This is a genomic window from Stenotrophomonas cyclobalanopsidis (assembly GCF_008710035.1).
In the GTDB taxonomy this organism is placed as follows: Bacteria; Pseudomonadota; Gammaproteobacteria; order Xanthomonadales; family Xanthomonadaceae; genus Stenotrophomonas; species Stenotrophomonas cyclobalanopsidis.
This window is the reverse complement of sequence record NZ_VYKI01000029.1, coordinates 1-13066: the sequence shown is the minus strand read 5'-3', so window position 1 is coordinate 13066 and position 13066 is coordinate 1. Positions and strand designations below refer to the sequence as shown.

Below are 13066 nucleotides of genomic sequence, written 5' to 3'. Positions count from 1 at the left end.
GCCTGTTTCGTGCGAATTGCATGAATCGGGAAAAATATGAAAACAGGATAAATTGCGTAAACGGCCGGATCAACGTCGATCCGGCCGTTGTCCACGTCAACCGCCGCCGGGCATGGCCCGGCGCTACCAGCTTATTTGCTGGCCAGCTGGCGCAGCACGTACTGCAGCAGGCCGCCGTGGCGGAAGTACTCGACTTCCTTCGGGGTCAGCAGCATCACCGACACCTCGAAGGTCTTCTTCGTGCCGTCGGCCTTGGTCGCGGTCACCGTGGCGCGCTTGCTGGCGCCGTCTTCCAGGCCGGTGATGTCGATCGTCTCCGAGCCGTCCAGGCCCAGTGACTGCGCGTTCTCACCGTTGCGGAACTGCAGCGGCAGCACGCCCATGCCGACCAGGTTGGAGCGGTGGATGCGCTCGAAGCTCTCGGCCACGACTGCCTTCACGCCCAGCAGCAGAGTGCCCTTGGCCGCCCAGTCGCGCGACGAGCCGGTGCCGTATTCCTTGCCGGCCAGGACCACCAGCGGCACGTTGTCGGCCTTGTACTTCATGGCGGCGTCGTAGATCGCCAGCTTTTCCGGCTGGCCACCGTTGGCCGGGTAGTACAGGGTGTTGCCGCCTTCCTCGCCACCGAACATCAGGTTCTTGATGCGGATGTTGGCGAAGGTGCCGCGGACCATGACGTCATCGTTGCCGCGGCGGCTGCCGTAGCTGTTGAAGTCGGCCGGCTGCACGCCGCGTTCCTGCAGGAACCGGCCCGCCGGCGAATCCTTCTTGATGTTGCCGGCCGGGGAGATGTGGTCGGTAGTGATCGAATCGCCGAACAGTCCCATCACGCGTGCGCCGTGCACGTCGTCGATGCTGCCGGTCTGCATGGTCATGCCATCGAAGTACGGCGGGTTCTTGATGTAGGTGGAGGCGTCGCTCCACTCGTACAGGTTGCCGTCCGGCGAGGCGATGGTGTTCCAGCGGGTATCGCCCTTGAACACGTCGGCGTAGTTCTGCTTGAACATCTCCGGGCCGATGGTCGCGGCGATGACGTCGCCGATTTCCTTGTTGCTCGGCCAGATGTCGCGCAGGAACACCGGCTGGCCATCGCTGCCGGTGCCCAGCGGCTGGGTGGTCAGGTCGATGTCGGTGGTGCCGGCGATGGCATAAGCCACCACCAGCGGCGGGCTGGCCAGGTAGTTCATCTTCACTTCGGGGTGCACGCGGCCCTCGAAGTTGCGGTTGCCCGACAGTACCGAGGTGACCACCAGGTCGCCCGTGGCGATGCCGGCACTGACTTCGGCCGGCAGCGGGCCGGAATTGCCGATGCAGGTGGTGCAGCCGTAGCCGACCACGTAGAAGCCGATCTTCTCCAGCTCCTTCAGCACGCCGGCTTTTTCCAGGTAATCGGTGACCACGCGCGAGCCTGGGCCGAGCGAGGTCTTGACCCACGGCTGGCGGTTCAGGCCCTTGGCCGCGGCATTGCGGGCCAGCAGGCCGGCGCCGATCATCACCGCCGGGTTGGAGGTATTGGTGCAGGAGGTGATGGCGGCGATGACCACCGCGCCATCCTTCAGGCGCAGCTTGCGGCCTTCGATCTCGATGTCGGCCTGGCCCTTGGCCAGTTGCTCGTTGCCGACTGCCGTGCCGCCACCTTCGTTGGTGAAGTTGGCGATGGCCGGGTCCTTGCGGTCGCGGTTGGCGGTCAGGCCAACCAGCGATTCGCGGTAGTTCTTCTGCACGTCTTCCAGCAGCACGCGGTCCTGCGGGCGCTTGGGACCGGCCAGCGAGGGCTTCACGGTTCCCATGTCCAGTTCCAGCGTGCTGCTGTACTGGGCCGGCGCGCTGCCCGGTTCGTGCCACAGGCCCTGGGCCTTGGCGTAGGCCTCGACCAGGTTGATCTGCTCGTCGCTGCGGCCGGACAGGCGCAGGTAGTTCAGCGATTCGTGATCGATCGGGAAAATGCCGCAGGTGGCGCCGTATTCGGGCGCCATGTTGCCGATCGTGGCGCGGTCGGCCAGCGGCAGGTGCTGCAGGCCGTCGCCGTAGAACTCGACGAACTTGCCGACCACGCCGAGCTTGCGCAGCATCTGGGTGACGGTCAGCACCAGGTCGGTGGCGGTGGCGCCCTCGGGCAGCTTGCCGGTCAGCTTGAAGCCGACCACCTGCGGAATCAGCATCGAGGAGGGCTGGCCGAGCATGGCCGCCTCGGCCTCGATACCACCCACGCCCCAGCCAAGCACGCCGATGCCGTTGATCATCGTGGTGTGGCTGTCGGTACCGAACACGGTATCGGGGTAGGCCACGGCGCGGCCATCCTTGTCGGCGGTCATCACCACGCGGGCCAGGTTTTCCAGGTTCACCTGATGGACGATGCCGGTGTTGGGCGGCACCACCTTGAAGTTGTCGAAGGCCTTCTGGCCCCAGCGCAGGAAGCCGTAGCGTTCCTGGTTGCGCTGGAATTCGATCTTGCCGTTGAGGTCCAGTGCGTCGGGCTTGCCGAACACATCGACCTGCACCGAGTGGTCGATGACCAGTTCGGAGGGGATCTGCGGGTTGATCTGCTCGGGCTTGCCGCCCAGCTTGACCACCGCATCGCGCATGGCGGCCAGGTCGACCACGCAGGGCACGCCGGTGAAATCCTGCAGGACCACGCGCGCGGGCATGAAGGCGATTTCGGTATCCGGCTCGGCGCTGGGCTGCCAACGCGCCACCGCTTCGATGTGGTCGGGGCCGACGGTGGCGCCGCCGTCCTCGTGCCGGAGCAGGTTCTCCAGCAGGATCTTCATCGAGTAGGGCAGGTGGGAGATGTCGAAGCGCTTGCCGAGCGTGGGAAGGCTGAAGTAGTCGTAGGTCTTGCCGCGGACGTCCAGCTGGCTGCGGGTGGAGAACGAATCGCTCATGCGGGATGACTCCTCTTGCGGATGGCTTGCTCTGGCCCGCCGTGGCAGGCCTGCTTGCATTTGACGGTGGCGTCGCGGCCGCCGGATCCCCGTCAGTATGGCCGAGCGGGGAGGGGCCGGGACGCCCTTGGCGCAGGACGCAAGGTTACAGGGCTGTATGTAGTGCCGATGTCACGGCTTGCCGCGCCACTGGCTCATCAGCATCTGCAGGAAGCGCTCGGCGGTGGGCGAGAGCAGGGCGCCGCGGCGACGCACGATGCCGATGGTGCGTGAGACGACCGGGTTGCCGATCGGGCGGGTCACCAGGATCGGGTGGTCGCCATCGGGGGTGGCCATCTTCGGCAGCACCGACACGCCGATGCCCGCTTCGACCATGCCCAGTGACGTGGACAGGTGGGTGACCTCGTAGTGCCAGCTCAGTTTCAGGTTCTCGCGCGCCAGTGCGCCATCGAGCAGGGTGCGGTTGCCACTGGTGCGGTGCACGGTGATCAGCTGGTGCTGGGCCAGGTCCGCCCATTCGACCTTGCGTTTGCGGGCCAGCGGATGGTCGCGGCGGCAGGCGAGCACGAAAGGGTCTTCGGCCAGCACGTCGAAATCCAGGTTGGGGTCGTTGGCCCCCATGAAGTTGATGCCGAATTCCACTTCGCCACGTTCCACCGCCTGCAGGCCCTCGGTGGCCGGAATATCCAGGATGCGGAACCGCACGTTGGGATGCGCTTCGTGGAAGCGCGCCATCACGCTTGGCAGGAAGTAGAACGCGGCCGTCGGCAGGCAGGCGATGGTCACCGTGGCGCCACGGGTGTCCTCGCGGCCGCGCAATGAGAACAGCGAGCCGTCGAATTCCTCCAGCATGCGCCGCACCAGTGGCAGCAGGTTCTCGCCGACGGCGGTGGTGCTGACGCTGCGCGTGGTGCGCTCCAGCAGCGGTGAGCCGACGGCCTGTTCCAGCTTCTGGATGCGGCGGCTGAGTGCCGGCTGCGACACATGCAGGCTTTCAGCGGCACGGTGGAAGCTGCGTGTCTCGGCAACGAGGAGGAAGGCGCGAAGGTCCAGAATCTCGCAATTGATGCTCATGGGGTATCAATCATCCAAAAATCAGCAATTCACAGATCAATCTTGGTCATGCCAGTATCGAATCACAGAGGGGGTATTCATCCCCTATACGCATCAATCTAGCACACGTATGTCCAACGATCTGCTCAGCATTCCCTGCGTGCTCATGCGCGGCGGCACCTCCAAGGGTCCCTTCTTCCTGGCATCCGATCTGCCGGCGGACAGCGCCCAGCGCGACCGCCTGCTGCTGGAAGTCATGGGTTCGGGCCACCCGCTGCAGATCGACGGCATCGGTGGGGGCAACGCCCTGACCAGCAAGGTGGCGATCATCGACCGGTCCAGCCGCGCCGACGCGGACGTGGACTATCTGTTCGCCCAGGTGAGGGTGGAGCAGCAGGTGGTCGACACCTCGCCGAACTGCGGCAACATGCTGGCCGCTGTCGGGCCCTATGCCATCGAGCGTGGGCTGGTGCAGGCGCAGGACCCGCAGACCCGGGTACGGATATTCAACGTCAATACCGGCAAGCTGATCGTGGCCACGGTGGAAACGCCGGGCGGTGAGGTGGTCTACCGCGGTGATACGCGGATCGCCGGTGCGCCGGGCTCGGCCTCGCCGGTGCGGCTGTCCTTCCTGGATGCCGCCGGCGCCCGTACCGGCAAGCTGCTCCCCAGCGGGCATGCGCAGGAAACGATCGACGGCGTGGCGGTGAGCCTGGTCGACTGTGCGATGCCGATGATGCTGGTGCGCGCCGAGGACATGGGCGTGCGCGGCGATGCCTCGCCGGGCGAACTGAATGCGGATGCGGGCTTCCTCGCCCGTCTTGAAGCGCTGCGCATCGAAGCTGGCGCCCGTATGGGCATCGCCGACGCCGGCAACAAGGTCATCCCCAAGCCGGTGCTGCTTTCTGCACCGCAGCACGGCGGCCACCTGCAGGTGCGATATTTCATGCCCCATCAATGCCACACCGCGCTGGCGATCACCGGCGGCGTTGGCCTGGCGACGGCGGCCGTCACCCCCGGCACGCTGGCCAACACTTTTGTCGGATGCCTGGGCCTGCCCGGCAGCATTACCCTCGAACATCCGAGCGGGGCCCTGGACGTGGGCCTGAGCCGAAGCTCGGACGATGCGCCGGTGGTTGCCAGCGTGGTCCGTACCGCCCGCCGCCTGTTCGAAGGCCGCGTGTTCGCGACCTCGCCCGCAACCACCGAGACCTGTTCCACCCAAGCCCGCCAATGGACTTCAGCGGCATGACCTGAAACCGGTCGGGCCCGCGCAGCAGCGCGTGGCCGGCCACCACAACGTAGATGCTTCACTCCTGGGAGGGATGATGTACAAGCAGATGTTCATGGCCGCGCTGTGCGCGGCTGGCCTGGCCATGGCCGGGTGCAGCAGGAATGGGGCCGATGCGCAGGGCACGGCCGCCGGCAGCGCAGACACCACGCCGGTGCGGATCAGCGTGGGGTCCTACAACCTCAACAACCTGCCGTTCTTCATTGCCGATTCCAAGGGCTACTTCAAGGACGTCGGCCTGGAGGTGAAGACCGAGAACTTCGCCCAGGGCGGTTCGAAGGTGCTGCAGGCGCTGGTGGCCAACTCCACCGACGTGGCCGTGGGCTTCTATGACCACACCATCCAGATGCAGGCCAAGCGCAAGGACGTGGTGGGCTTCGTACTGCTGTCGCGCAACTCCGGCCTGGTGATGGCCGGCCGCGATGACGCGACCTTCGACCCGGCCCGCCCGGACACGATCAAGGGCCAGAAGGTCGGCATCACCGCGCCGGGCTCCTCGTCCGACTTCTTCGTCCGCCACTTCCTGGCCCAGCATGACATTCCGGTGGACAGCATCTCGCTGATCGGCGTCGGTTCGGGAGCGGCAGCGGTGGCTGCACTGGAGCAGGGCAAGATCGACCTGCTGGTGAACTACGACCCCGCCGCCACCCTGATCACCGAGCGCAAGGTCGGGAAGATCATCATCGATGCACGCAGTGACGAGGGCGCACGCCAGGTCTACGGTGGCCTGTACCCGACCTCGGTGATGTACGCCAACCGCAGCTTCCTGGAGCAGCGCCCGGAAGCGGCCGAGAAGATCGCCCGTGCCGAGCAGATGGCCCTGAAGTTCATCGCCGACAACAGTGCCGAGGACATCGTCGCCGCACTGCCGGACAGCTACGTCTCCGGCGACCGCGCCACCTATGCGCGTGCCGTGGAGAACGCCCGCGCGATCTTCACCACCGACGGTCACTTCACTGCGGCCGATCTGGAGACGCCGCTGAAGGTGCTGCGCGAGTTCAACAAGGATGTCGCCAACGCTGACATCGACCTGTCCAGGACCTACACCAATGCCTTCGTCGAGCGTGCCCACGCTGCGGCGCCGGCTGCCCAACGTTAAGCGGAGGTAACCCCATGGCCCTCAATGCCACCGTGCGCCAGCTCAATGGCGCGCCGCAGCTGGAGCCTGCACAGACCATGGTCGCCATCAACAAGGTGACCATGTCCTTCGGCGAGTTCACCGCCGTGCGTGATGTCGATATCCAGGTGGGCGACGGCGAGTTCCTCGCCATCGTCGGTCCCACCGGCTGCGGCAAGAGCACCATCCTCAATTCCGTGGCGGGGCTGCTGAAGCCCTCGTCCGGTGACGTGGCCATCGACGGCCGCACGGTCAGCGGCGTGCAGGAGTCGGTCGGCTACCTGTTCCAGCAGGACGCACTGCTGCCGTGGAAGACTGCGTACCAGAACGTCGAACTCGGCCTGCGCTTCCGTGGCGTGCCCGAGGCAGAGCGCAAGGCCAAGGCCAATGCGTGGCTGGCCAAGGTCGGCCTGACCGGCTTCGAGCACCGTTACCCGCACCAGCTGTCCGGTGGCCAGCGCAAGCGCGTGCAGATGGCGCAAGCGCTGATCGTCGAGCCGAAGGTGATCCTGATGGACGAGCCGTTCTCGGCGCTGGACATCCACACCCGCCACCTGATGCAGAACGAGCTGCTGCGCCTTTGGCAGGAGGATCGCCGCTCGGTGATCCTGATCACCCACGATCTGGAAGAAGCCATCGCCCTGGGTGACCGCGTGGTGGTGCTGTCCTCCGGTCCGGCCAGCCGCGTCGTGCGCAGCTTCGACGTGGATCTGGAACGGCCGCGCAATGTCGCCGAAATCAAGCTGGACGAACGTTTCACCGACCTGTACCGCGACATCTGGGCCTGCCTGCGCGGCGAAGTGGAGAAGAGCTATGCACGCCAAGACTGACCGTTTCATCCAGATCGCACTGGTCATCGCCGTGTTCGGTGGCTGGGAAGGCGGCATCGCGCTGGGCTGGATCGACCCGTTCTTCTTCCCCGCGCCCACGGCCATCGCCCAGCAGGCGTGGAACTGGTTGTCGGATACCTCGTTCTACCAGCACGTCTACATCACCCTGACCGAGACCGCGCTGGGCTACCTGATCGGTACCGGCCTGGGCGTGGCCGGCGGTGTCTGGCTCGGCCTCAGCCGCCGCTCGGCGCGCATCCTGGATCCCTTCATCAAGGGCTTCAATGCAATCCCGCGCGTCGTGCTGGCACCGATCTTCGTGCTTTGGCTGGGCCTGGGCCTGTGGTCGAAGGTGGCCCTGGCGGTGACCCTGGTGTTCTTCACCACGTTCTTCAACGCCATGCAGGGCGTGCGCGAAGTGAACCCGGTGGTGCTGGCCAATGCGCGCATCCTCGGTGCGGGCCGCAGCGACCTGCTGCGCCACGTCTACTTCCCCGCGGCTGCCAGCTGGATCCTGTCTTCGCTGCGTACCTCGGTCGGCTTCGCCGTGGTCGGCGCCATCATCGGCGAGTATCTGGGCGCTTCGGCAGGCCTGGGCTACCTGATCGCGCAGGCCGAAGGCAACTTCAATGCCGTGGGTGTGTTTGCCGGCATCATCATCCTGGCCGCCTTCGTGCTGGTCATCGATGCCCTGCTCGACGTGGTCGAGAACAAGCTGATCACCTGGCGTCCCAACGCCCAGGCACAGGCCACCAGCTGACCACGCTGCGCTGAGCCCGCATGCCGTGCCGCCGGGCTGATCCGGCGGCGCGCGCTGCCTCCCCCGATCTTCCCCCGCACCACCGCAACAGGCCAGCGCCAGGCCAGGGGGCCGGCTGGCCGGAGAGAGAATCCATGAACACGCACACCGTGCTGCCCCGCGCAGCGCTGTCGGTCGCGCTCGGCCTGCTGTTGGCCAGCGGCCATGCCGGGGCACAGTCCGCCCCGGCCCCGTTGAGCCAGGCCGAACTGTCGGCGCTGGTGCAGCAGCAGGCACTGCAGATCCAGCAGCTTGAAGCCCGCCTGCGTGCGGTTGAAGGCGGGCACGGGGCCGCCGCTGCCCCGACTGCGGCACCGGCACCTGCGCTGGAAACGCGGGTGGCCGCGCTGGAGTCGAGCCAGTCCAAGGCACCGAAGGTGTCCTGGGCGAAGGGGGCGCCCGATTTCAGCAGCGCCGATGGCAAGGTCGCCTTCCGCCCGCGCGGCCGCCTGTTCGTCGATGGCTCCAGTACCGACGGTTCGTCGGTGGCCGACCGCAACATTTCCGGCACCGAGATCCGCTCGGTGCGCCTGGGCGCCGAGGGCCGCTACGGCATCCTGGGCTGGGCGGTGGAGGGTGACTTCGCCGACAACGCGGTCGCCTGGAAATCGGTCTATGCGACCGTGGACCACACCCTGTTCGGCCTGCCGGCCGACCTGACCGTGGGCAACCGGCTGAACGACCGTGGCATCGACGGCTCCAGCAGCACCTCCAACACGCCGTTCCCGGACCGCAACGTCGTGGGTACGCTGATGCTGCCGCAGCGTGGGCTGTTCGGCGTGGGCCTGACCGAGCGCGTGTACGGCAAGGGTTGGCACGCCAGCCTGTCGGTGGCGGGCAACGACCTGAACAACGCCGGCAACGACAACGACAGCCAGACCTGGGCCACGCGCGTGCACTGGAATCCGGTGGCCAGCAAGGCCGCCACCGTGCACCTGGGGGCCTGGGCGTTCCACGAGGAGATCGCCGCCGGTGCCAGCGGCGTGCTGCGCAGCTCGGCCATCGCCGGGCACTTCAACGATCTGGTGAAGATCGCCCCGGGCACCCTGGTGGGGGCCGAGCGCAGCACGGCCTATGGCCTGGAAGCGGCCGGGTTCTTCGGCCCGGCATGGGCCACCGGCGAGTGGGGCACGCGCAACCTGCGCGGGATCGACGCCAGCGGCCGCTACGACCTGGACCACCAGGCTTGGGCGGTTTCGGCCGGCTGGTTCCTGGCAGGCGCGGTTCCGGCTTACTCCGGCAAGGCGGGCACCTGGGGCAAGGTAAAGGTGGCCGACCCGGTGACCGACGGCGGCGCCGGTGCCTGGGAGCTGAAAGCGCGGTATGAGGACGTGGACTACGCCGAGCTGCCCACCGGCGGCACCGGCCACGCCTGGACGCTGGGAACGAACTGGTACCTGAACGACTACAGCCGGGTGATGTTCGAGGCGATCCGCTGGCAGACCTACAACCGCACCGGCAGTGGGCAGGGCAGGGACGAGGGCACCACCTTCAATACCCGCCTGCAGGTCGCGTTCTAAGTACGCGGCTGGCGGTATGGCCCCTTCGGTATGTATAATTCGTGCATACCGAAGAGGGCCTACCCATGGAAGCCACCGTTGCAGAGCGCGGACAGATCACCCTGCCCAAGGCAGTGCGTGACGCGCTGGGCCTGACCAAGGGCACCCAGCTGAAGGTCGAGCTGGACGGCAGCCGGATCATCCTGCGCAAGAGTGTTGACGATGCCATTTCGCGGGCGCGCGGCAAGTTCGCGCTCGATGGCTTCGATTCGGCCGAAGCGGCCGTGCGCTCGGTGCGCGATGAGGAATAAGCCGTGATGATCGCCGTCGATTCCCCGGTCCTGGTCGAACTGCTCAGCAACGGCCCACAGGCCGATGCGGTGGAAGCCATCCTGCGGCAGAGCCTGGTCGGCGGCCGCGTGGTGGTCTGCGGCGCAACCCTGGCCGAAGTCTGCGCCTCGCTGCGCGGCGGCGCCGAGGTGCTGGAAGCACTGGAAGAAATGGGCGTGCACTTCAACGCGCTGGAGGCCAAGTCGGCCCTGCGCGCCGGCGAGATGCACCGCCGCCACCGCCAGCGCGGCGGCAGCCGGCGCAGCCTGGACGAATTCATGGTCGGCGCCCACGCACTGCTTCAGTGCGATGGCCTGATCACCTGGAACGACACGTTTTACCGCGACTACTTCAAGGGCCTGAAGCTGATCGTGCCGCAAGCCTGAGCCCATCTTTTTTTCAATCTACGCATTACCCGGGAGTTGTCATGTTGGAAGCCTACCGCCACCACGTCGCCGAGCGCGCTGCGCTTGGCATCCCGCCGCTGCCGCTGAGCGCGCAGCAGACGGCCGATGTCATCGAACTGCTGAAGAACCCGCCGCAGGGCGAGGCCGAGTTCCTGCTCGACCTGCTGACCCACCGCGTGCCGGCCGGCGTCGACGATGCTGCCAAAGTCAAAGCCTCGTACCTGGCGGCCATCGCCCTGGGCAGCGAGCAGAACCCGCTGATCAGCCGCGAGCGCGCCACCGAACTGCTGGGCACCATGCTCGGCGGTTATAACGTCGCACCGCTGGTGCAGCTGCTGGACGATGCGACCATCGGCACCATCGCCGCTGACGGCCTGAAGAAGACGCTGCTGGTCTTCGATGCCTTCCATGACGTGCAGGAAAAGGCCAAGGCGGGCAACGCCAACGCCCAGTCCGTGCTGCAGAGCTGGGCCGATGCCGAATGGTTCACCAGCAACCCGGAAGTGCCGCAGAGCCTGACCGTCACCGTGTTCAAGGTGCCGGGCGAAACCAATACCGACGACCTGTCGCCGGCCCCGGACGCGACTACCCGCCCTGACATTCCGATGCATGCCCTGGCGATGCTGAAGAACAAGCGCGACGACGCGGCGTTCACCCCGGAAGAAGACGGCAAGCGCGGTCCGATCCAGCAGATCCTGTCGCTGAAGGACAAGGGCCACCTGGTCGCCTACGTCGGCGACGTGGTCGGCACCGGTTCCTCGCGCAAGTCGGCCACCAACAGCGTGCTGTGGTGGACCGGCGATGACATTCCGTTCATCCCGAACAAGCGCGCCGGCGGCGTCTGCCTGGGCGGCAAGATCGCCCCGATCTTCTACAACACCATGGAAGATGCCGGCGCCCTGCCGATCGAGCTGGACGTTTCGCAGATGGAGCACGGCGACGTGGTCGAGCTGCGTCCGTACGACGGCAAGGCACTGAAGAACGGCGAAGTGATTGCCGAGTTCGAAGTGAAGAGCGAAGTGCTGTTCGACGAAGTGCGCGCCGGTGGCCGCATTCCGCTGATCATCGGCCGCGGCCTGACCGGCAAGGCGCGTGAAGCGCTGGGCCTGGCCCCGACCGACATGTTCCGCCTGCCGGTGCAGCCGGCCGACAACGGCAAGGGCTTCTCGCTGGCGCAGAAGATGGTCGGCCGCGCCTGTGGCCTGCCGGAAGGCCAGGGCATGCGTCCGGGCACCTACTGCGAACCGAAGATGACCTCGGTCGGCTCGCAGGACACCACCGGCCCGATGACCCGTGACGAGCTGAAGGACCTGGCCTGCCTGGGCTTCTCGGCCGACCTGGTGATGCAGTCGTTCTGCCACACCGCTGCGTACCCGAAGCCGGTGGACGTCAAGACCCACCACACCCTGCCGGAGTTCATCTCCACCCGTGGCGGCGTTTCGCTGCGTCCGGGCGACGGCGTGATCCACAGCTGGCTCAACCGCATGCTGCTGCCGGATACCGTCGGTACCGGTGGTGACTCGCACACCCGTTTCCCCGTGGGCATTTCGTTCCCGGCCGGTTCGGGCCTGGTTGCCTTCGCTGCGGCCACTGGCGTCATGCCGCTGGACATGCCCGAATCGGTGCTGGTGCGCTTCAAGGGCCAGATGCAGCCGGGCGTGACCCTGCGTGACCTGGTCAACGCGATCCCGCTGTACGCCATCAAGTCGGGCCTGCTGACCGTGGCCAAGGCCGGCAAGAAGAACATCTTCTCCGGCCGCATCCTGGAAATCGAAGGCCTGCCGGAGCTGAAGGTCGAACAGGCGTTCGAGCTGTCCGACGCCTCGGCCGAGCGTTCGGCGGCCGGTTGCTCGGTGCGCCTGAACAAGGAACCGATCATCGAGTACCTGACCAGCAACATCACCCTGCTGAAGTGGATGATTGCCGAGGGTTACCAGGATCCGCGTTCGCTGCAGCGCCGTATCGAGAAGATGGAAGCGTGGCTGGCCAACCCGGAGCTGCTGGAGCCGGATGCCGACGCCGAATACGCTGCCGTCATCGAGATCGACCTGGCCGACATCCACGAGCCGATCGTGGCGTGCCCGAACGACCCGGACGATGTGAAGACCCTGTCTGAAGTCGCTGGCGCCAAGATCGACGAAGTGTTCATCGGTTCGTGCATGACCAACATCGGTCACTTCCGTGCCGCTGCGAAGCTGCTGGAAGGCAAGCGCGACCTGCCGACCCGCCTGTGGGTGGCCCCGCCGACCAAGATGGACGCTTCGGAGCTGACCAAGGAAGGCGTGTACGGCACCTTCGGCGCCACCGGCGCACGCATGGAAATGCCGGGCTGCTCGCTGTGCATGGGCAACCAGGCGCAGATCCGCGAAGGCTCCACCGCGATGTCGACATCGACCCGCAACTTCCCCAACCGTCTGGGCCGCAACACCAACGTGTACCTGGGTTCGGCCGAGCTGGCCGCGATCTGCTCGCGTCTGGGCCGCATCCCGACCAAGGAAGAGTACATGGCCGATGTGGGCGTGATCGCCCAGAGCGGTGCGGAGATCTACCGCTACATGAACTTCGACCAGATCGAGGAATACCAGGACGTGGCCAAGACGGTCGCTGCCTGATCCTGCTGACTGGTTGATGCGGTAAACGAAGAGCCCCCGGTGCAAGCCGGGGGTTTTTTGTGTGCGGCTGCCGGCTGTAGAGCCGAGCCGATGCTCGGCTGCTGTTCGCGACTGCCCAGCCGAGCATGGGCTTGTATGTTCCTCCCGGCTCCTACGAGGTATGTAGGAGCCAGGGTGGAGGGACCGACAAGCATGGATCTGCGGATAGCGCCGACAGACGAGCCGAGCGATCCCCATCCCGCA

Annotated in this window: 10 protein-coding genes; 8 read left to right on the top strand and 2 right to left on the bottom strand. The window is 66.4% G+C overall.

Annotation, left to right across the window (positions count from 1 at the left end; translation table 11 throughout):
• Nucleotides 1–131: 131 nt before the first annotated feature.
• Together acnA and FJU31_RS16560 are read right to left on the bottom strand one after the other, a co-directional pair.
• Nucleotides 132–2885, bottom strand: coding sequence for an aconitate hydratase AcnA (gene acnA, locus FJU31_RS16565; RefSeq protein ID WP_150455711.1), 2754 nt, complete (start codon nucleotides 2883–2885; stop codon nucleotides 132–134).
• Between the two features lie 171 nt (nucleotides 2886–3056).
• Nucleotides 3057–3959 (bottom strand): LysR family transcriptional regulator, encoded by a 903-nt coding sequence (locus tag FJU31_RS16560; protein WP_049455867.1) that lies wholly within the window; start codon nucleotides 3957–3959, stop codon nucleotides 3057–3059.
• A 109-nt stretch (nucleotides 3960–4068) separates the two neighbouring features.
• On the opposite strand from FJU31_RS16560, the gene FJU31_RS16555 reads away from it, so the two are divergent.
• From FJU31_RS16555 to acnB, 8 genes are all read left to right on the top strand, one after another.
• Nucleotides 4069–5190: a 4-oxalomesaconate tautomerase gene (locus FJU31_RS16555; RefSeq protein ID WP_150455710.1), complete on the top strand. Its 1122-nt coding sequence runs from the start codon at nucleotides 4069–4071 to the stop codon at nucleotides 5188–5190.
• A 76-nt stretch (nucleotides 5191–5266) separates the two neighbouring features.
• Nucleotides 5267–6328 (top strand): ABC transporter substrate-binding protein, encoded by a 1062-nt coding sequence (locus tag FJU31_RS16550; protein WP_150455709.1) that lies wholly within the window; start codon nucleotides 5267–5269, stop codon nucleotides 6326–6328.
• A 14-nt stretch (nucleotides 6329–6342) separates the two neighbouring features.
• Complete coding sequence (locus tag FJU31_RS16545) at nucleotides 6343–7176, top strand: ABC transporter ATP-binding protein (RefSeq protein ID WP_150455708.1); 834 nt, start codon at nucleotides 6343–6345, stop codon at nucleotides 7174–7176.
• Complete coding sequence (locus tag FJU31_RS16540) at nucleotides 7160–7936, top strand: ABC transporter permease (RefSeq protein WP_150455707.1); 777 nt, start codon at nucleotides 7160–7162, stop codon at nucleotides 7934–7936. Before FJU31_RS16545 ends, FJU31_RS16540 begins: the two co-directional genes overlap by 17 nt.
• Before the next feature lie 134 nt (nucleotides 7937–8070).
• Nucleotides 8071–9495: an OprO/OprP family phosphate-selective porin gene (locus FJU31_RS16535; RefSeq protein ID WP_150455706.1), complete on the top strand. Its 1425-nt coding sequence runs from the start codon at nucleotides 8071–8073 to the stop codon at nucleotides 9493–9495.
• Nucleotides 9496–9560: 65 nt separating this feature from the next.
• Nucleotides 9561–9785 carry an AbrB/MazE/SpoVT family DNA-binding domain-containing protein gene (locus FJU31_RS16530; protein ID WP_150455705.1) on the top strand — a complete coding sequence of 75 codons (225 nt, stop codon included), beginning with the start codon at nucleotides 9561–9563 and terminating at the stop codon, nucleotides 9783–9785.
• Nucleotides 9786–9791: 6 nt separating this feature from the next.
• Entirely contained in the window at nucleotides 9792–10190 is a 399-nt protein-coding gene (locus FJU31_RS16525; RefSeq protein WP_150455704.1) for a type II toxin-antitoxin system VapC family toxin, read from the top strand.
• A gap of 41 nt (nucleotides 10191–10231) precedes the next feature.
• Complete coding sequence (gene acnB / locus FJU31_RS16520; protein WP_150455703.1) at nucleotides 10232–12823, top strand: bifunctional aconitate hydratase 2/2-methylisocitrate dehydratase; 2592 nt, start codon at nucleotides 10232–10234, stop codon at nucleotides 12821–12823.
• Nucleotides 12824–13066 lie beyond the last annotated feature (243 nt).